The organism is Neorhizobium sp. NPDC001467, from assembly GCF_050275975.1.
Classification (GTDB): domain Bacteria; phylum Pseudomonadota; class Alphaproteobacteria; order Rhizobiales; family Rhizobiaceae; genus Neorhizobium.
Genome location: NZ_JBNNPS010000003.1, coordinates 269,917 through 288,319 on the forward strand (window position 1 = coordinate 269,917; position 18,403 = coordinate 288,319).

The following is an 18,403-nucleotide window of genomic DNA, read 5'->3' on the forward strand; positions in this document are numbered from 1 at the left end:
TTCCGTGTATCGTTAACGGATGTTCAATCCAAATTTCCGACTGTGGCTGCAATTTCGCATGAGGCGAGAATGGTGGCCGTGCCATGCCGATGGGAGGCGGGCGCACGAGCACATTGGCGGGGGAACCGCATGTCCTTCATAGATCGGCTTTTGCAGAGCCGCAGGATTGTCACCAAAGTTCTGCTCTTCGTCGTGCCGCTTGTGCTTTTGATCGCCGGCGTCGGACTGGCGGGATATTACACTTCGACGACGCTTAACGGCCACATGACCGTGACGCGAGCAACGATCGAGAATATTGGCGATTTCGAACGGCTGCAGACCAGCCTGCAGGATTTTGCAAGTGCCGCCAACGACAAGACGCTGGCCGCGCTGAAGGCGGATATCGATGCCCAGGAAAAAGGCGTGGGAGCGCTTCAAAGCCTGCTGGTGTCGGAAGGCGACCGGGAGCGGATCGCCCCTGTGATCGCGCTTGCGTCTGCCATGCGTGCCCATGTCGATGCGCTCTGGGCCATCAAAGGCAGGCGTGACCAGAATAGCCGCGAAATGGATCTCGGCATGTCCAAGGTGCGCGCTCTTGGGACCGGCGTGCTCGGGCAGGTCGGAACGCTTCGCAAGCAGACGGAAGGCAAGGAGAAATTCGCCAAGGGTCTGCTCCTGGAAGCTTATGCCTATAACGCGATCGCCGGGCGGATCGGCGACCTGAGGGAAGCGATGCGCCGGGCCGAAAGCGACGATGCTTCGGTCAGTACGGCAAGGCTCTATCTCGGCACGCTGAATGCTGAATTCGACAAGGTCATCGGTCTGGTGGCCGAGCGGGCGCAGAAGAATTTCCAGCCGGCACGGCAGGCTGCCGACGATCTGGGCAAGGTTCTGGCCAGCGACGCGCCGCTGGCGGAAAAGGGCCAGGCGGCCCGCGTCGGCACCAGCGCCTTCATGCGGATCCAGTCCGAACTTGCCAGCCAGGCGACCAGCAAGGCGGTGACCGCCGCCGAACGTTTCGTCGGGCTGGAAGCGGATGTCGTGGTACAGCGCGATCTTCTGACGCAAAGCGAGGAATCCTTGCGTCGGATCGACGAATTGCAACTGCTCGTCGAACGCCTGCGGATGACTGCGGCGGACGATTCGCGCAAGGCGGTGCTTGCCGGCATGGCGACATTGCGCAAGACGAGCGGTCGGGTCTCCGAACTGGCGACCACCAACAAGACGCTCGCGGACTTCGCCGCTAAGACCGATGCGCAGCTTCAGGCGCTCGACAAGTCGGCTTCGCGCCTGCTGGATATTGCAGGCGACTGGCAGAAGCAGAAGGCGGCGGCGGCCGCCACGCTGTCGGGCGGCATGGCGGGCCTGAAGGCCTTCGTGGCTCAGGCTCAGGAGATCGGCAAGCAGGACAGCGAGCGTTCGGCAACCCTTTCGGTCGTCGCCATGGTCATCGGCACGGTGCTGGCGATCGCAGGCGGGCTGATGCTGGTCGAGACCCTGCGCGGGCCTCTGCGTCGCGTCACCGACGTGATGAAGCGGCTCGCCGATGGCGATCTCGATGTGTCGATCGAAGGCCGCGAGCGCGGAGACGAAATCGGCGACATGGTCCGCTCGGTCACCGTGTTTCGCGATGCCGCCCTTGAAAACGTGCGGCTGGAACAGGAGGCGGCCTCCGCCCGCGAACTCTCGGCCGAAGAGGCGGGACGCCGCGACGCCGAGCGGGCGCAGGTGGCATCCGAACAGCGCCGCGCGCTCAATGCCTTGTCCCATGTGCTCGGCAAGCTGGCCGAAGGCGATCTCGAAGAGGGCATGGCCGAAGACCTTGCGGATGATTTCGTGGAAATGGCCCGAACCTATAACCAGGCCGTCGAAGCCCTGCGCGTAACACTTGCCGATGTGCGCAGCACGGCAGAAGAGATCGAGGGCGGCACCGGCAATCTTGCCAGTTCCGCCGACGATCTGGCCCGTCGCACCGAACAGCAGGCGGCGGCGCTGGAGCAGAGCTCCCGGGCACTGCGCCATCTGAGCGAGATCGTCGTGGCCACGGCCGAGAACGCCAAGCGCACCTCCACCTCCGTCAGCGAAACGGAAGCGTTCGCGCTGCGTTCGGGACTGGTCGTGGAACGCGCGGTCGGCGCCATGGGCGAGATCAGCAAATCATCCGCCAAGATCGCCACGATCATCGGCGTGATCGACGAGATTGCCTTCCAGACCAACCTTCTGGCGCTGAATGCCGGAGTGGAGGCAGCCAGGGCCGGGGAAGCGGGGCGCGGCTTTGCCGTCGTCGCGCAGGAAGTGCGCGAGCTGGCGCAGCGCTGCGCCGGGGCCGCGCGCGAGATCAAGGACCTCATTTCGGCAAGCGCCACACAGGTCAAGAGCGGCGTGCATCTGGTCGAGGAGACCGGCGAGGCGTTGACGGCGATCATTGCCCATGTCGGTGAGGTGCGCAAACTCGTGTCGGATATTTCGTCGGCAACCGGTGCCCAGTCGACCGGCATCCGCGAAGTGACCCATGCGGTGCAGGAAGTCGAACTCATCACGCAGCGCAACGCCGCGATGGTGGAGGAAAACAACGCCGAGATCCACGGATTGAGGCGCCGTGTGGAAACCCTGTCGGAAAAGATCGAGCATTTCAAGACGCGCGATCCGCAGATGCAGGTCGAGCTTGGCGATTACGATCATCGTCCGGGCTGGGATCGCGACGTGGCGTAAGGCCGGTTGCAAGAAGACAAAAAAGCCGGGACATCATGCCCGGCTTTTTCGTTCGTCATGGGGGATCCCTCAGCCGCCAGTCACGCTCATGTGGCGCGGCACTGCCGGTCTGTTGTTGCGGTCGATGATGAAGTCGTGGCCCTTCGGCTTGCGGGCGATTGCCTCATCGATGGCAGCTGCCAGATGGGCGGGGTCGTCATTTTCGCGCAAGACCGCCCGCAGATCGGCGGCATCGTTCTGGCCCAGACACATGTAGAGCGTGCCGGTGCAGGTGAGGCGCACGCGGTTGCAGCCCTCGCAGAAATTATGGGTCATCGGCGTGATGAAGCCCAGGCGGCCGCCTGTTTCTGCCACTTCCACGTAGCGGGCAGGGCCCCCGGTCTTGAACGGGATATCTGTGAACGTGAATTGTTTTTCGAGGTTTTCGCGCAGCACGGAAAGCGGCAGGTAGCGGTCGGTGCGGTCTTCCTCGATCTCGCCCATCGGCATCGTCTCGATGACGGTCAGGTCCATGCCGCGGCCGTGGGCGAAACGCAGCATATCGGGAATTTCGGTCTCGTTGAAATCCTTGAGCGCCACGGCATTCAGCTTGATCTTCAGCCCCGCCTTCTGGGCGGCGTCGATGCCTTCCATGACCCTGGAAAAATCGCCCCAGCGGGTGATCTCCTTGAACTTCTGCGGATCGAGCGTATCGAGCGAGACATTGATGCGGCGCACGCCGCAATCGTAGAGTTCCTGCGCGTGGCGGGCAAGCTGCGAGCCGTTTGTCGTCAGCGTCAGCTCATCGAGCGTGCCGGCCTCTATATGACGGCCGACCGAGCGCACCAGATGCATGATATTCTTGCGCACCAACGGCTCACCGCCGGTCAGCCGGAGTTTCCTTACCCCCTTGGCGATGAAGGCGGAGCACAAGCGGTCGAGTTCCTCGAGCGTCAGCAGATCCTTCTTCGGCAGGAAGGTCATGTTTTCGGCCATGCAATAGGTGCAGCGGAAATCGCAACGATCGGTGACGGAGACGCGCAGATAGGTGACGGCGCGACCGAATTTATCGATCATCGGCGCGATGGCCGAAGCCGGCTGGGCAACACTTGGCGGGGTCACGAAAGAATTCACGTCATCTTACTCCTGCACGCCTGATCTGGTGATTGTCTTGATCGACGTCAAGCATGCGCAATGTCAGCGACATTGGATCATGATGCTGCCGTCAACGGACTTGCAGCGAATGGATGAAGTCCATAATCGTGGACGAGGCAAATTGGAAGCGTAGAGATGAGCGACCCCATCACAGAGAGTTGGCCGACCGAGCTTGTCGTGTCTAGGGACAGACGCATGCTGACCGTGGTTTTCGATGACGGCGCGCGTTATGCGCTGCCGGCGGAGATGTTGCGCGTGCTATCGCCTTCGGCGGAAGTGCAGGGGCACGGCCGCGGGCAGAAAGTGACGGTGCCGGGCAAACGCGAGGTGGCGATCCTCAACGTGGTGGCGACCGGCAATTATGCCGTGCGGATCGCGTTCGACGACGGTCATGACAGCGGCATCTATACCTGGCGATATTTGCGCGAATTGGGCCTGGACGGGGCATCGAAATTCGCCGAATACGAGGCGGAATTGGCGTCCAAGGGCCTTGGCCGCGATCCTGTCACGGGAATGCGATAAGGCTCGGAACGGAATACGAGGGGTTTACGGTGTCGGCAGAAACGAATGCAGGGGAACTGGTCCAGGTCGTGGCGCTTCTCGGCGCCGGCGTGATCGCCGCGCCCCTTTTCAAGCGAATCGGGCTCGGCTCGGTGCTCGGCTATCTGGCTGCGGGCCTGGCAGTGGGTCCCTTCGGCCTGAAACTCGTGTCCGACCCGCAGGCGATCCTGCATATCGCCGAACTTGGCGTGGTGATGTTCCTGTTCATCATCGGGCTTGAAATGCAGCCGTCGCGGCTGTGGAACATGCGCAAGGACATTTTCGGGCTCGGTGCGCTTCAGGTTCTCGCCTGCATCGCAGCGCTGATGACCATCGGGCTTGCTTTTGGTCAGTCGGCCCCTGTCGCCTTTGTCGCCGGCACCGGCTTCGTGCTGACCTCGACGGCGATCGTCATGCAGATGCTGCAGGAACGCAATCACCTGCATACGCCCAAGGGCCAGCATATCGTGGCGATCCTGCTGTTCGAGGATCTGGCCATCGTGCCGCTTCTGGCCATCGTCACGCTTGTGGCGCCGCATGGCGAAACCGCGACCTTTCTCGACCAGCTGCAATCGCTCGGAATCGGCCTTGCAGCGATTGCGGCCCTGGTTTTGGCCGGACGTTACCTGCTCAATCCGTTTTTCCGCCTGCTGGCCCAATCGGGTGCGCGGGAGGTGATGACGGCGGCAGCCCTTCTGGTCGTGCTCGGCTCGGCGCTGCTGATGGATTTTGCCGGTCTTTCGATGGCCATGGGCGCGTTTCTCGCGGGCGTGCTTCTGTCGGAATCCTCGTTTCGCCATCAGTTGGAAGCCGATATCGAGCCGTTTCGCGGTATCCTGCTCGGTCTGTTCTTTCTCGGCGTCGGCATGGCGGTTGACCTGGCGGTCATCCTCGACAACTGGCGCCACGTGCTGATCGCCGTCGTGGCCTACATGATCGTGAAGGGTGCGGTCATCTATGGCGTCGCGCGGCTGATGAACGCGCCGCATGCCGAAAGCCTTGGCCGGGCGATCCTGATGGCGCAGGGCGGCGAGTTCGCCTTCGTGCTTTACGCCGCCGCCGCATCCGCCGGCATCCTCGACGCGAATGCCAATGCGGTTCTGACCGCAACCATCGTCCTGTCCATGGCGGTGACGCCGCTCGTTGTGGCGATCTACGTGCGCATGGCACCCAAGCCGCAGGTCGATACAAGCGGTCTGGCCGAGCCCGAAAACATCGAAAATACCGTGCTCATCATCGGTTTCGGCCGTTTCGGCCAGATCGCCAGCCAGCCGCTTCTGGCGCGAGGGTATACGCTCTCGATGATCGACAAGGACGCCGAATTCGTCCGTGATGCGGGTGATTTCGGCTTCAAGGTCTACTACGGCGACGGCTCGCGGCCAGAGATCCTGCATGCGGCCGGAGCTGCGACGGCACGTGCCATCCTGATCTGCGTCGATGATCGCGAAGCGGCAATCAAGATCGCCGAGATCGTTAAGGAGGAATACCCAATGGTGCCGCTTCTGGCGCGCGCCTATGACCGCGGTCACGCAATCGACCTCCTGAAGGCCGGCGTCGATTACCAGATCCGCGAAACCTACGAATCGGCCCTCGATTTTTCCGGAGAGGTCATGCAGGTTCTTGGCGAAGAGGAAGATCTGGTCGCACGCGTGGTAGAGGAGTTCCGGGAGATCGACCGCCAGCGCTTCGCGATGGAGCAGGTGGGTGGCATTTACGCCGGCCGGTCCCTCATCAAGGGCAATGCCCAGCCTGCGGATATCATTTCGGCCAGAACGGCACGCGAGCGTGAACGCAAGGCGGCGGAAAAGGCCGCTATCAAGGAGGCCGCGACATGAGCGGGATCGGCAAGGAAGGCGTCATCACGTCGATCGAGGGACTGCGCGAGATTTATGGCGACAGCAGTGAAGCCTCGCTGGTCAAGGTGACGACATTCCTGACGCAGGAATATCGGCAGATGATCGAGGCTTCGCCTTTCCTGGCGTTTGCGACTGTCGGGCCGGACGGCATGGACTGTTCGCCACGCGGCGATCTCGGTGGCGTCGTGCGGATCGAGAACGAGCGCACCCTCATTCTTCCGGACTGGCGTGGCAACAACCGGATCGATTCGCTCGAAAACATCGTGCGTGACCCGCGTGTGGCCCTGATGTTTCTGGTGCCGGGATCGAACACGACGATGCGCGTCAACGGCCGGGCAGTTGTCTGCGCCGAACCGGCCCTGCTTGAAAGTTTCGTGATGGATGGAAAGCATCCGCGCACGGTGACCGTGGTGACGATAGAGGAAGTCTATTTCCAGTGTGCGCGCGCCCTGATGCGCTCGCAATTGTGGAACCCGGACCGGTTCGTCGATCCAAAAAACCTGCCGACGCCCGGCGCGCTGCTGAAGGCGGCGAAGACGGATTTCGACAAGGAAACCTATGACCGCGAATGGGGCGTCCGAGCAGCCGCCACCATGTGGTGATCGCGGTGCTGCTTGCCGGTCATTTCTTGTAGATCAGCCAGCCCTTGCCGACATAATCCTTGCGCATGCCCTCCTCGAACATCTGGGTACGGTTGCGGCCGTTGCTCTTGGCGAGATACAGCGCCACATCCGACTGTTCGTAGAGTTGGCCCGGGTCCTCCGCCTGGGCGGCCATGGAAAAGCCCAGCGAAATCGTCACCGGCCCGTAATCGACGCCGGTACGGGAATTGCGGAAAGGCCGGCTTTCGAGAGCGTGGCGAACGCGCTCGCACACGCCATGGACCTCTTCCGGCGTGTTGCCCTGGATGACCATGGCAAATTCCTCGCCACCGGTGCGCGCCACGAAAACATCCTTGCGCACATTGCTGCGAAGAACGGAGGCGACGGTGGCCAGAATCTTGTCGCCGACAGGGTGGCCGTAGGTGTCGTTGATACGCTTGAAATGATCGATATCGAGCAGCACGAGCGCCGTGACGCCGAGTGCCATGCGGTCGTCGAAAAGAGAAGCGAGGATTTCGTCAAAGGCGCGGCGGTTAGAAAGCCGCGTCAGCGAGTCGGTATTGGCGATCCGCTTGTACTCGTCGAGCTCCTTGCGGACATCATCCATTTCCTGCGATCGCTGGGCAACGTTCTCGACCGTCTTTTCGCCATGCGCCATCGTATCGCCCGTGGCCCTCGACAGAAGCTCGATGGCGCTGGACAGGAGATCGGTGGAGAAATTGGTCTTGGTGCTGATGCGCGATGCCGTTTCGCCAAGAAGGCGGTTGTAGCTCTCAAGCGAACTCTGTTCCTGACGGATCAGGCGCAAGATACCTTCCAGTTCGGTAGCAAGACGCGTATGGGCGCGCTCGATCACCACCGCCTGCGGGTGGCTGAGATATTCGTCGGCCAGATGGTCGAGCTCTTCCTGCGTCGCCCGGCTGCCAAGACCGACAAGATCACGCGACAGCTGAGCATTGCTGCCGATATACGCTTCATAGAAAAGCTGGTAATTGCGGGGAATGGGCGCCACGCCCATCGACCTCAATGCATAAACGATCTGCCCAGCTAAATCAGAAGCATGCGCTTTTTGCGCTGTCGCCGTGTTCATCGGCTACTCCCGTCGGTCCCACCCAGATTGAAACCTATGATTACGGCCAAAGTCTTGGTAAAAGATTAAGGATCATGTTTTCAATGTGGCTCGGTAGTATTTGTAGATGACTGAAAGCGCTGGTTTTTCCGGCAATTCGATCAGTTAATCCGTAGCCATTCGGAAAATATGACCAGAAAAAGTTTTTCTCGACATGGTTGCGCCGGATCGCGGGGCGATCCGGCGCTATGTTGTCAACGATGGGCGGTAGCCGCGCTTATTTCGGACCGATCATGTTTTCCGGACGAACATACTGGTCGAATTCTTCATTGGTCAGATAGCCGCCGCCGACGGCTTCTTCCCGCAGTGTCGTGCCGTTCCTGTGGGCGGTCTTGGCAATCTTGGCGCAGGCGTCGTAACCGAGCTTGGAATTGAGTGCCGTGACCAGCATCAGCGAGTTTTCCACGCCCTTGCGGATATTGTCTTCGCGCGCCTCGATGCCGACCACGCAATTGTCGGTGAAGGATACGGCGGCATCGCCGAGCAATTGAACCGACTGCAGGAAGTTGTAGGCCATCATCGGATTGTAGACGTTGAGCTCGAAATGACCCTGGCTGCCAGCGAAGGTGAGGGCTGCGTGGTTGCCGAAAATGTGGGCGCAGACCTGGGTGAGCGCTTCAGACTGGGTCGGGTTGACCTTGCCCGGCATGATCGACGAACCCGGCTCGTTTTCCGGCAGCGACAGTTCGCCAAGACCTGCGCGCGGGCCGGAGCCGAGAAAGCGGATGTCGTTGGCGATTTTGAACAGGGCTGCGGCCGCCGCGTTGATGGCGCCGTGCGAAAACACCATCGAATCGTGCGAGGCGAGCGCCTCGAATTTGTTCGGCGCGGTGACGAAGGGCAGGCCGGTGATCTTGGAGATCTCTTCGGCTACCTTTTCGGCAAAGCCGACGGGGGCGTTGAGGCCTGTGCCGACGGCGGTGCCGCCCTGCGCGAGCTTGGAAAGGGCGGGGATCGTCAGCTCGATATTGGCGATGGCGGACGCCACCTGCGCGGCGTAGCCGGAAAATTCCTGACCGAGTGTCAGCGGCGTTGCATCCTGCGTATGGGTGCGGCCGATCTTGATGATATGGGCAAACGCCTTGACCTTGGCTTCCAGCGCCTGATGCAGGTGCTTCAGCGACGGCAGAAGGTGATGGTGGATCTGCTCGACGCAGGCAATATGCATGGCCGTCGGATAGGTGTCGTTCGACGACTGGCTCATGTTGACGTGATCGTTCGGGTGCACCGGCTTCTTGGAGCCCATGACGCCGCCGAGTACTTCGATGGCGCGGTTGGAGATCACTTCATTGGCATTCATGTTCGACTGCGTGCCGGATCCGGTCTGCCAGACAACGAGCGGAAAGTGGTCGTTGAGCTTGCCGTCGATGACTTCCTGGGCGGCATCGACTATGGCCTTGCCGACGGTGGCATCGAGGCCGGAAAGTTCCATATTGGCGCGGGCGGCGGCCTGCTTGACGATGCCGAGCGCACGAACGACGGCCAGCGGCTGTTTTTCCCAGCCGATCTTGAAATTGCCGAGCGAACGCTGGGCCTGGGCGCCCCAATAGCGATCGTTCTGAACTTCGATCGGGCCAAATGTATCGGTTTCGGTGCGGTTCGTCGTCATGTGCCTCTGTCTCCCATCACCCGCGCCTGCGGGCTGAACGTACCGGCCTGAAGAATGAAGGTGGAATGCGCCTGAAGCCGGCGGCGCATTTCTATACCATTGTCAGGCGACTGCAAGCGCAAGCCCCCCGATTGCGAAAGTGCAGATCGGGCTTTTACCCTCCGCTGCGAAACGGCCGTGCCATTATTGCCACGATGCCGCGAATTGCAGGTTTGTGACGATCGCTCGCATTGCCGCGGAAAAGCCGATGTCAGTAAAAATTTAACGAATGTTTTCTTAAGGTTCTGGAAACGAATTGACGCGCGCTCCGTTCAACGCCGGTCGGTTGCGACGTTTTCGTTTTCTTTTCATGGCGGGCATGTTCGTCTAGAGACATGTCCGCATCAATACGACAACGATGATCGCGCGGGCCGCGATGATCGTGGAGCCATAACGGGGAATACCTTGCTGACACTGCGGAAGACCACCACCACGCTCGCGCTGCTTTCGGGGATTTCGATGCTGGGCGGCGCCATCCTGCCGGTCGAGGCGCATGCCTACACGCTGATGGACATGCTGAAAGGCAGGTCGCGCGAGCAAAGTGCCAGAGCCTTGCCCGGCGTGGTCATCGAAACACCCTCCGAACGCGCGATCCGTGATCCGGAACCGCTGCCGAAGGTCGCTCCGCCAAAATATTTCACCTACCGCGCGGACGCGATGCGACCGGTCAAGACCGCCGGTTTCGCCGCCGCTTCCGCGACCGACCAGACCCGTTTCCTGGTCGATGCACGCGTTTCGGTTCCGGCTGATATCGCAACAGCCATCGAGGCCTATTACGCCAAAAATGCTGCGCCGCTGTGGATTGAGAACGGTGACCTGACGGACAAGGCCCGCGCTGTTCTGGCGGCCATGAAGAATGCTGCCGATTATGGGCTTGATCCGGCCGACTATGCCGTCGACGAGCCGCTTCTGGCGACTGCAAGCGTTTCCGCGGATGCGGCTGGGCAGACGACGGCGCATGCGACGGATGCAGTGAAGACCTATTCCACGACGAGCGCAGCCGAAACGCCGGTCGAGGCAGGCGCGACGGACGCCGCGCCAGCCACGGTCACCGCGACCGCACCGACCGCCACGGCTGAAACGGTCCCGACTGTTGCCGCTACCAACAATGACGCTGGTGCAAACGCGGCCACCCAGACTGCGCCTGTCGTCCCGGCGGCCGAAACCGCTCCGGCCGGAACGTCCGAGGCCGCAACTGCCGCAACGAACGACCCGGCTGCCGCTCCGGCGCCCGCCGCTGCCGCGACGGCGCAAGCAGCGGCTGCTGGCGCTCAGCCAACGTCGGCGGGCACCACCGAGGCGCCGCTTGCAACAGAGACGGCTCCGTCCGGTCAGCCTGCCGTCACCGAGCCCGCGCCTCAGGCCGTCGTGCTGGATGACGACCGCGCCCGGGAGCTGATGCAGTTCGACGTGGCGCTTTCCGCCAAGGCGATGCTGTTTGCGCAGGACATGGTGCGTGGCCGTCTCGACCCCAATCGCATTTCGGAATTCCATGATTTCAAGCGGAAGTCTGTCGATCTCGCCGCCGTTCTGGACACAGCGAGGAGCGCACCCGATACCGCGGCCTATCTCGATGGCCTTGCGCCCGCCAATGCCGAGTTCAAAGCGCTTAAGGCGGAGCTCGCGCATCTGCGTGCCGCTTCCGAGCGGGAAGACGCCATCAAGCTGCCCGACGATCTGCTGCTGAAGCCGGGCATGAGCAGCCCGGACATGGCCAACGTGGTGGCCGTCATCCAGAAAAATGCGTCGGAAGCGTTCAAGACACGTCAGGCCGAGGTGATCGCTGCCTACCGCCAGACACCGGAATACACGCCGGAACTCGTTTCCTTCGTAAAGGACTATCAGAAGGAAGCCGGGCTGAACGCCGATGGTGTGGTCGGGCGTGGTACCGTGCGCGCGCTGATGGGCGACAGCAATGAGGATAAGGTTTCCAAGCTGATCGTGGCCATGGAGCAACTGCGCTGGCTGCCAGTCGATCTTGGCGATCGCCATGTGATGATCAACCAGCCGTCCTTCCGTGTTGCCTATTACGAACATGGCACCGAACAGTTCTCGATGCGGTCCGTGATCGGCTCCAAGGCCCACCAGACCTTCTTCTTCCAGGACAAGATCAAGACGGTCGAATTCAACCCGTCCTGGGGTGTGCCGCAGTCGATCATCGTCAACGAGATGGTGCCGAAATTGCGCAAGGATCCGAGCTATCTGGATCGTCTCGGTTACGAAGTGGCAGTGAATGGTCGCGCCGTGTCGTCGAGAAATGTCGACTGGTACGGTTCCACCACCAATATTTCCGTGCGCCAGCCGCCCTCGAGCGACAATGCGCTGGGCGATCTGAAAATCCTGTTCCCGAACGCCCACGCCATCTACATGCATGACACGCCGGCCAAAAGCTTCTTCAAGCGCGACATGCGTGCGCTCAGCCATGGCTGCGTGCGTTTGGCCGAACCGCGCAAGATGGCGGCGGCGCTCCTCGGCATCAGCGAGAAAGACGTGGATGCCCGCATCGCAACCGGCAAGAACATGCCGACGCCAGTCACTGCGGACATTCCGGTCTATGTCGCCTATTTTACGGCATGGCCGAACAAGGACGGCAAGGTCGAGTATTTTGGCGACGTCTACGACCGCGATGTCGCGACCATGAAGGCGCTGGAAGCGACCAGCAAGGCTCGGAACCCACAGGCCTGATCAGCGGGCCACGGCGCAACAGAAGGTCGCGACCTTCTGTTGCTTGCTGCGAGGGAGCGATCACCTGCTTTCGAGCGGTTTCCAGACCTCGCAGATGGTCTCGGAAGTGGCGCGACCGAGCAGTCTGATGAGAAGTATTGCCACCGCCGTAGCAACGAGCTGCGGCAGAGAAAAGGTACCGACCAGAGCAAGTGCCAGTGCGGCTGCCGCCTTCTTTGTAATAGCGCCAACGATTGCGTCGATGGCTGCGTTCGTGTCCGCGTCGTTATCGTCCCTTTGGCAGACCAGGCGATGGACGGCCTTTTCTAGATTCCGAAACGCCGCCTTACCGATTTCGATTAATTTGGTCCGTGTAGCCAGGAAATCGAACGACCGTTCCGCAGCAGCTTGGGCCGACTGCGTGCCGATAATGACATAGAGTTCGTCGTCGTCGACTTGCGCGGTTTCTACATTTGCTGCCGAGAATGTCACTGCTGGTTGGGACAGGAGATCTGTGAAAGCTGACATGTGGTTCCCCCGGGGTTGGTTGCCTAGCGCAAAGATTGCGTAGATACAATATCGCAACCCTGAGCTTTTCCAAGCAGCGGCTATTACCTCATGCGACGGATGGGGCGAGCAATTTGTTGACCAGATCGACCGTCAGTTCGTCAAAACCGTCGATCACGACGCTCGGGTTCAGCTCCGCGACCGGCACGTCGGAATAGCCGAAGCTGACACCGATCGAAGGGATGTTGGCATTGTGGGCGGCGAGAATATCGTTGACGCTGTCGCCGATCATGACGCTGCGGTCGGGGTCTCCGCCGGCCCTTTCGATCGTGCCAAAAATGTGGCGGGCGTCGGGCTTGCGAAAGGCGAACGTGTCGCCTCCGGTGATCGCGGCGAAGTGGTGGGTGAGGCCAAGGCCTTCCAGCAGGGGCAGCGCCAGTACTTCCTGCTTGTTGGTGCAGACAGCGATCGTCATGCCGGACGCCTTCAGCCGCTCGAAACAGGCGAGAAGTCCGGGATAGGGGCGGCTCTTGCCGGGAATGCCTTTACGATAATGGTCGATGAAGCGCTCAAACAACGGTTCGAGATCCGTCTCGGAAAGCGGCGTGTTTCTGAGATCGAAAGCGCGGCGGATCATCACCCGCGCGCCTTGTCCGACCAGATGGGTCAGATCGTCGTAGGTCACCGGCGTGAGACCTGCCGCCGTGATCGTGTAATTCAGGCTTTCTATCAGGTCGGCATGCGTGTCGATCATCGTACCATCGAGATCAAAGACAACCAGGGGAGCTTTCACGGCGGGTTACCTCGGGTTTTCAGTGGCCTTGCAGCGGCCTGCAAGCAGGGAGGATGGAATGGAAAGGTCGTTCCGGTTTATGCAAGGCGGCGGCCGAATGCAAATGCCGCGCAGGCATCCGCCGGCAGTCAATCAGATGAAAATCCTGTCGAAAAACGTAAACCGGGGGGCCTTTTGTTTGCGCCCCGAGGCGTGTAAACAGCAGCGGACAAAGACGACGGGATCACGAAGAGGGAGCTTCTCGCGCATGGACGCCCGGGAAATGAAGATCAAGGCGGCAGCCGCTGCGCTTGAGCATGTCGAAGACGGTATGCGGCTCGGCATCGGCACCGGCTCCACTGCGGAAGAATTCGTGCGGCTCCTGGCCGAAAAGGTGGCGAGCGGGCTCAAGGTCGAAGGCGTCCCCACATCCGAGCGCACGGCACGGCTGTGCGTCGAACTGGGCGTGCCGCTCAAATCGCTCGACGAACTGCCGGAACTCGACCTGACCATCGACGGCGCCGACGAACTCGATGGCGACCTTTCCCTCGTCAAGGGTGGCGGTGGCGCTCTGCTGCGCGAAAAGATCGTGGCCGCCGCGTCGCATCGGGTGATCGTCATTGCCGACGAGAGCAAGGTCGTGGATATGCTCGGGGCCTTTCCGCTGCCGATCGAGATCAATCCCTTCGGCGCGGTGGCCACACGAATCGCCATTGAAAAAAGCGCGTCCAAGCTCGGTCTTTCCGGTGAATTGAAGCTGCGGCGTCATGGCGACGACATCTTCACCACGGATGGTGGACATCATATTTTTGACGCATCTTTTGGCCGTATTCCTGATGCACAGGCGCTGGCAGGCGCCTTGAATTCCATTCCCGGCGTCGTGGAACACGGGCTTTTCATTCACATGGCGTCGCTCGCGATCATTGCCGGGCCGGCTGGTGCGCGCACGCTGAGGGCGAACAACACAGGAGCTAACCTTTCATGATCAGACTTACGGTTTTCGGCCGTGCTGCCGCCGTGGCAACGCTCGTTTCCGGCCTGGCGCTCGGCGCCGGTGCGCAGGCCCAGGAAATTTCCGCCTCGCACCTGCAGGCCGCCCGCGACACGATCAATGCGATCGAGGCAACACGCCAGTTCGACAACATTCTGCCGAACCTGGCCGAACGTCTGAAGGCCGAGTTCATCCTGTCCTCGCCCAATTTCCAGGACAAGATTTCCGAAACCGTCGATGCGGAAGCCATCGCCCTTGCGGCGCGTCGCTCCGATCTCGAAAAGGAAGCTGCGACGGCCTATGCCAAGGCCTTTACCGAGGACGAGCTGAAGGCGATTGCCGCCTTTCACAATTCGCCTGCGGGCAAGAAATTCCTGAGCACGCTGCCGCTGGTTCAGCGCGAACTCGGCCGTGCCGCCGAGATCTGGGCGAACGGTATCTCGCGCGACCTGACCAATCAGAGCACGGCCAAGCTGCGTGACGTTGTCGCCGTGGCTCCGAGCCAGCCTTCTGGCGCGGAAGCCGTCAATCCGGCACCGCAGCAGTAACGGATCCGCCAATCCTTGCCTTCGTTGAAAGCCCGGCTTCGGCCGGGCTTTCGCATTGGCCGGCCGGCACCTATATCGATGCCGTCTTTCTGATTCCTTCCTTCCTGATGTTCTGACTGGAGCCATCCATGACCGCCGCCGCCCTTTCCTACGACTACGACCTCTTTGTCATCGGCGGGGGCTCTGGTGGCGTGCGAGCAGCACGTGTCGCCGCCTCGCTCGGGAAGAAAGTCGCGATTGCCGAGGAATACCGTTTCGGCGGCACCTGCGTCATTCGCGGCTGCGTGCCGAAAAAGCTGTTCGTCTACGCCTCGCAGTTTCCCGAGCATTTCGAGGACGCCGCCGGTTACGGCTGGACCGTGGGTGAAAGCGCGTTCGACTGGGGCAAGCTGATTGCCGCCAAGGACAAGGAAATCGATCGTCTGGAAGGTCTCTACCGCCGTGGGCTCGAGAATGCCGGCGCCGAGATCCTCGCGACCCGTGCCGAACTGGTGGATGCGCATACGGTGCGTCTGGTTGCCACCGGCAAGACGGTGACGGCAGACCGTATCATCGTCGCCACCGGCGGTACGGCCAACCCGCATGAGGCGCTGCCGGGTCACGAGCTTTGCATCACTTCCAACGAGGCGTTCCACCTCGAAACCCTGCCGAAATCGATCCTGATCGCCGGCGGCGGTTATATCGCCGTGGAATTTGCCAACATCTTTCACGGTCTCGGAGTGGAGACGACGCTGATCTATCGCGGCAAGGAAATCCTGTCGCGCTTCGATCACGACATGCGGCGCGGTCTGCATGCGGCGATGGAGGCCAAGGGTATCCGCATCATCCTGACCGATGTGATCGAGGACGTGGCCAAGAACCCGGCCGGCGGACTGACGGCGCGCACCATGAACGGCGAGACGCTGCAGGTGGAGGCCGTGATGCTTGCGCTCGGCCGCGATCCCCACACCAAGGGTCTCGGTCTGGAGGCCGCCGGCGTCAAGACTAACGAGCGCGGCGCGATCATCGTCGACGACTATTCTCGCACCAGCGCGGACAACATCTATGCTCTGGGCGATGTAACCGACCGCGTACAGTTGACGCCAGTGGCGATCCATGAAGCGATGTGCTTCATCGAAACCGAATATCGGGGCAACCCGACCTCGCCGGATCACGACCTGATTGCGACCGCCGTCTTTTCGCAGCCGGAGATCGGCACGGTCGGCCTGTCGGAAGAGGAAGCGGGCAAGAAGTTTGCCGATGTTGAAGTCTACCGTGCCGAATTCCGTCCGATGAAGGCGACGCTGTCGGGGCGCACCGAGCGCACGATCATGAAGCTGATCGTCAATGCTGCGGACCGCAAGGTCGTGGGTGCGCACATTCTCGGTCACGAGGCGGGTGAGATGGCACAGCTTCTCGGCATCACGCTGAAGGCCGGCTGCACCAAGGACGATTTCGACCGCACCATGGCCGTACATCCGACTGCATCGGAAGAGCTGGTGACGATGTACAAGCCGAGCTATCTTTTGAAGAACGGCGAGCGCATCGACGGCTGATACGCCGCCTGGCTCTATATCCTCGATCCGTCGCTCTTGCAGCGGCTGATCGTACCGATCGGCATGGTTGCCGGTCTATGCAAGGACGGGGCAAAGCGTTATAAGCCCCGTCAATTTTCGAAGGGCACCATGGCCGGGACGGCCATAACGTGCAGATTGGGTTAGTATCATGGCACAGAACTGGACACCGAGCACCTGGAGGCAGAAGCCTATTCAGCAGGTTCCGGAATATCCGGACGCCAACAAGCTGCGCGAGACCGAGCAGCAACTGGCAACCTGGCCGCCGCTTGTCTTTGCAGGCGAAGCGCGCCGGCTGAAGAAGTCGCTTGCAAACGTGGCGGAAGGCAACGGCTTCCTGCTGCAGGGTGGCGACTGTGCCGAAAGCTTTGCCGAACACGGCGCCGATACCATCCGCGATTTCTTCCGTGCCTTCCTGCAGATGGCCGTTGTCCTGACCTATGGCGCCCAGCTGCCGGTGGTGAAGGTTGGCCGTATCGCCGGCCAGTTCGCCAAGCCGCGTTCTTCCGGCATCGAGACCCAGGGTGACGTGAGCCTGCCGAGCTACCGCGGCGACATCGTTAACGGCATCGAGTTCACCGAGGCTGCCCGTATTCCGGACCCGGAACGCCAGATCATGGCCTACCGCCAGTCTGCCGCGACGCTCAATCTTCTGCGCGCGTTTGCGATGGGCGGTTACGCCAATCTCGACAATGTGCAGCAGTGGATGCTGGGCTTCATCAAGGATTCACCGCAGGCGGACCGTTACCGCAAGCTGGCCGACCGCATTTCCGAAACCATGGATTTCATGCGGGCGATCGGCATCAACTCGGAAAACAATTCGAGCCTGCGCGAGACCGATTTCTTCACCAGCCACGAGGCCCTGCTTCTCGGCTATGAAGAAGCGCTGACCCGCGTCGATTCCACCTCGGGCGACTGGTACGCGACGTCGGGCCACATGATCTGGATCGGTGACCGCACGCGCCAGGCCGACCATGCGCACATGGAATTCTGCCGTGGCATCAAGAACCCGCTTGGCCTCAAGTGCGGCCCTTCGCTGCAGCCGGATGACCTGATCAAGCTGATCGACATTCTCAATCCGGCCAACGAAGCCGGCCGTCTGACGCTGATCTGCCGTTTCGGCCATGACAAGGTTGCCGATCATCTGCCGAAGCTGATCCGCGCTGTCGAAAAGGAAGGCCGCAAGGTCGTATGGTCCTGCGATCCGATGCATGGCAACACGATCACGCTCAACAACTACAAGACCCGCCCGTTCGAACGTGTCCTTTCGGAAGTCGAAAGCTTCTTCCAGATCCACCGCGCCGAAGGCACGCATCCGGGCGGTATCCATGTCGAGATGACCGGCAAGGATGTGACCGAATGCACGGGTGGCGCACGTGCGGTGACTGGCGCCGATCTGCAGGATCGTTACCACACCCATTGCGACCCGCGCCTCAACGCCGATCAGGCGCTGGAACTCGCCTTCCTTCTGGCCGAGCGCATGAAGACCGGTCGCGACGAGAAGCGCATGGCAGCGGTCGCCGTTTGATCACTCGTGATCTGAACTGAAAAAAGAGGCCGGCGTCGGGGGGAGACGCCGGCCTTTTCAGTCTGCCCGTTCGCGAAACGCTGAACAGAACGGGCGCGGGGTGGATGGGATGTCCCGCGATTGCAGTTCTCCGAATATGCCGCCTGAGCCTGGATTTGGGGGGGCGGGGTCCGGCAGTGGCTTTATATTCGAAGATGTTAATATAATGCCGGCATGCTGTTAACAAAACCTTTATTTAGA

Annotated in this window: 14 protein-coding genes; 9 read left to right on the top strand and 5 right to left on the bottom strand. The window is 61.2% G+C overall.

What is annotated here, in order from left to right:
* Positions 1-129: 129 nt before the first annotated feature.
* Positions 130-2,691, top strand: a complete 2,562-nt coding sequence (locus ACQKKX_RS09770; protein ID WP_427570455.1) for a methyl-accepting chemotaxis protein — start codon at positions 130-132, stop codon at positions 2,689-2,691.
* Positions 2,692-2,760: 69 nt separating this feature from the next.
* Here the strand turns inward: ACQKKX_RS09770 and moaA are convergent, their stop codons facing one another.
* On the bottom strand, positions 2,761-3,747 hold the full coding sequence (gene moaA, locus ACQKKX_RS09775) for a GTP 3',8-cyclase MoaA (protein WP_427570618.1): 987 nt from the start codon (positions 3,745-3,747) through the stop codon (positions 2,761-2,763).
* A gap of 225 nt (positions 3,748-3,972) precedes the next feature.
* On the opposite strand from moaA, the gene ACQKKX_RS09780 reads away from it, so the two are divergent.
* Genes ACQKKX_RS09780 through ACQKKX_RS09790 form a run of 3 tightly spaced genes read left to right on the top strand, consistent with a single transcriptional unit; the run spans position 3,973 to position 6,823 of the window.
* On the top strand, positions 3,973-4,347 hold the full coding sequence (locus tag ACQKKX_RS09780) for a gamma-butyrobetaine hydroxylase-like domain-containing protein (protein ID WP_427570619.1): 375 nt from the start codon (positions 3,973-3,975) through the stop codon (positions 4,345-4,347).
* Between the two features lie 29 nt (positions 4,348-4,376).
* Positions 4,377-6,200 (top strand): monovalent cation:proton antiporter-2 (CPA2) family protein, encoded by a 1,824-nt coding sequence (locus tag ACQKKX_RS09785; protein WP_427570457.1) that lies wholly within the window; start codon positions 4,377-4,379, stop codon positions 6,198-6,200.
* Positions 6,197-6,823 carry a pyridoxamine 5'-phosphate oxidase family protein gene (locus tag ACQKKX_RS09790; RefSeq protein WP_427570458.1) on the top strand — a complete coding sequence of 209 codons (627 nt, stop codon included), beginning with the start codon at positions 6,197-6,199 and terminating at the stop codon, positions 6,821-6,823. The genes ACQKKX_RS09785 and ACQKKX_RS09790 overlap by 4 nt, the downstream gene beginning before the upstream one ends.
* Before the next feature lie 19 nt (positions 6,824-6,842).
* On the opposite strand, the gene ACQKKX_RS09795 is transcribed toward ACQKKX_RS09790, so the two are convergent.
* Positions 6,843-7,913: a GGDEF domain-containing protein gene (locus tag ACQKKX_RS09795; protein ID WP_427570460.1), complete on the bottom strand. Its 1,071-nt coding sequence runs from the start codon at positions 7,911-7,913 to the stop codon at positions 6,843-6,845.
* Positions 7,914-8,169: 256 nt separating this feature from the next.
* The gene (fumC, locus tag ACQKKX_RS09800) at positions 8,170-9,561 is read right to left on the bottom strand and encodes a class II fumarate hydratase (protein WP_427570461.1); all 1,392 of its coding nucleotides are present in this window, start codon (positions 9,559-9,561) and stop codon (positions 8,170-8,172) included.
* Positions 9,562-10,005: 444 nt separating this feature from the next.
* Between fumC and ACQKKX_RS09805 the strand changes: the two genes are divergently transcribed.
* The gene (locus tag ACQKKX_RS09805; RefSeq protein WP_427570462.1) at positions 10,006-12,285 is read left to right on the top strand and encodes a L,D-transpeptidase family protein; all 2,280 of its coding nucleotides are present in this window, start codon (positions 10,006-10,008) and stop codon (positions 12,283-12,285) included.
* A gap of 60 nt (positions 12,286-12,345) precedes the next feature.
* Here ACQKKX_RS09805 and ACQKKX_RS09810 read toward each other — a convergent pair whose 3' ends face one another.
* Together ACQKKX_RS09810 and ACQKKX_RS09815 are read right to left on the bottom strand one after the other, a co-directional pair.
* Positions 12,346-12,792, bottom strand: a complete 447-nt coding sequence (locus ACQKKX_RS09810; protein ID WP_427570463.1) for a hypothetical protein — start codon at positions 12,790-12,792, stop codon at positions 12,346-12,348.
* A gap of 88 nt (positions 12,793-12,880) precedes the next feature.
* Positions 12,881-13,525 (bottom strand): HAD family hydrolase, encoded by a 645-nt coding sequence (locus ACQKKX_RS09815; protein ID WP_427570464.1) that lies wholly within the window; start codon positions 13,523-13,525, stop codon positions 12,881-12,883.
* Between the two features lie 286 nt (positions 13,526-13,811).
* Between ACQKKX_RS09815 and rpiA the strand changes: the two genes are divergently transcribed.
* The 4 genes from rpiA (at position 13,812) to ACQKKX_RS09835 (ending at position 18,163) form a co-directional block, all read left to right on the top strand.
* Positions 13,812-14,528 (top strand): ribose-5-phosphate isomerase RpiA, encoded by a 717-nt coding sequence (rpiA, locus tag ACQKKX_RS09820; protein WP_427570620.1) that lies wholly within the window; start codon positions 13,812-13,814, stop codon positions 14,526-14,528.
* Positions 14,525-15,082: a DUF2059 domain-containing protein gene (locus tag ACQKKX_RS09825; protein ID WP_427570465.1), complete on the top strand. Its 558-nt coding sequence runs from the start codon at positions 14,525-14,527 to the stop codon at positions 15,080-15,082. The genes rpiA and ACQKKX_RS09825 overlap by 4 nt, the downstream gene beginning before the upstream one ends.
* Before the next feature lie 128 nt (positions 15,083-15,210).
* Positions 15,211-16,617 (top strand): glutathione-disulfide reductase, encoded by a 1,407-nt coding sequence (gene gor / locus ACQKKX_RS09830; RefSeq protein WP_427570466.1) that lies wholly within the window; start codon positions 15,211-15,213, stop codon positions 16,615-16,617.
* 169 nt (positions 16,618-16,786) lie between these two features.
* A complete protein-coding gene (locus ACQKKX_RS09835) occupies positions 16,787-18,163 on the top strand; it encodes a class II 3-deoxy-7-phosphoheptulonate synthase (RefSeq protein ID WP_427570468.1) in 1,377 nt (458 codons plus the stop codon).
* Positions 18,164-18,403: the final 240 nt, after the last annotated feature.

Coding starts and splice junctions, on each gene's coding strand:
- ACQKKX_RS09825 (WP_427570465.1), top strand. CDS start 14,525: ATGATCAGACTTACGGTTTTCGGCCGTGCTGCCGCCGTGGCAACGCTC.
- ACQKKX_RS09835 (WP_427570468.1), top strand. CDS start 16,787: ATGGCACAGAACTGGACACCGAGCACCTGGAGGCAGAAGCCTATTCAG.
- gor (WP_427570466.1), top strand. CDS start 15,211: ATGACCGCCGCCGCCCTTTCCTACGACTACGACCTCTTTGTCATCGGC.
- ACQKKX_RS09790 (WP_427570458.1), top strand. CDS start 6,197: ATGAGCGGGATCGGCAAGGAAGGCGTCATCACGTCGATCGAGGGACTG.
- ACQKKX_RS09770 (WP_427570455.1), top strand. CDS start 130: ATGTCCTTCATAGATCGGCTTTTGCAGAGCCGCAGGATTGTCACCAAA.
- moaA (WP_427570618.1), bottom strand. CDS start 3,747: ATGATCGATAAATTCGGTCGCGCCGTCACCTATCTGCGCGTCTCCGTC.
- rpiA (WP_427570620.1), top strand. CDS start 13,812: ATGGACGCCCGGGAAATGAAGATCAAGGCGGCAGCCGCTGCGCTTGAG.
- fumC (WP_427570461.1), bottom strand. CDS start 9,561: ATGACGACGAACCGCACCGAAACCGATACATTTGGCCCGATCGAAGTT.
- ACQKKX_RS09795 (WP_427570460.1), bottom strand. CDS start 7,913: ATGAACACGGCGACAGCGCAAAAAGCGCATGCTTCTGATTTAGCTGGG.
- ACQKKX_RS09810 (WP_427570463.1), bottom strand. CDS start 12,792: ATGTCAGCTTTCACAGATCTCCTGTCCCAACCAGCAGTGACATTCTCG.
- ACQKKX_RS09815 (WP_427570464.1), bottom strand. CDS start 13,525: ATGATCGACACGCATGCCGACCTGATAGAAAGCCTGAATTACACGATC.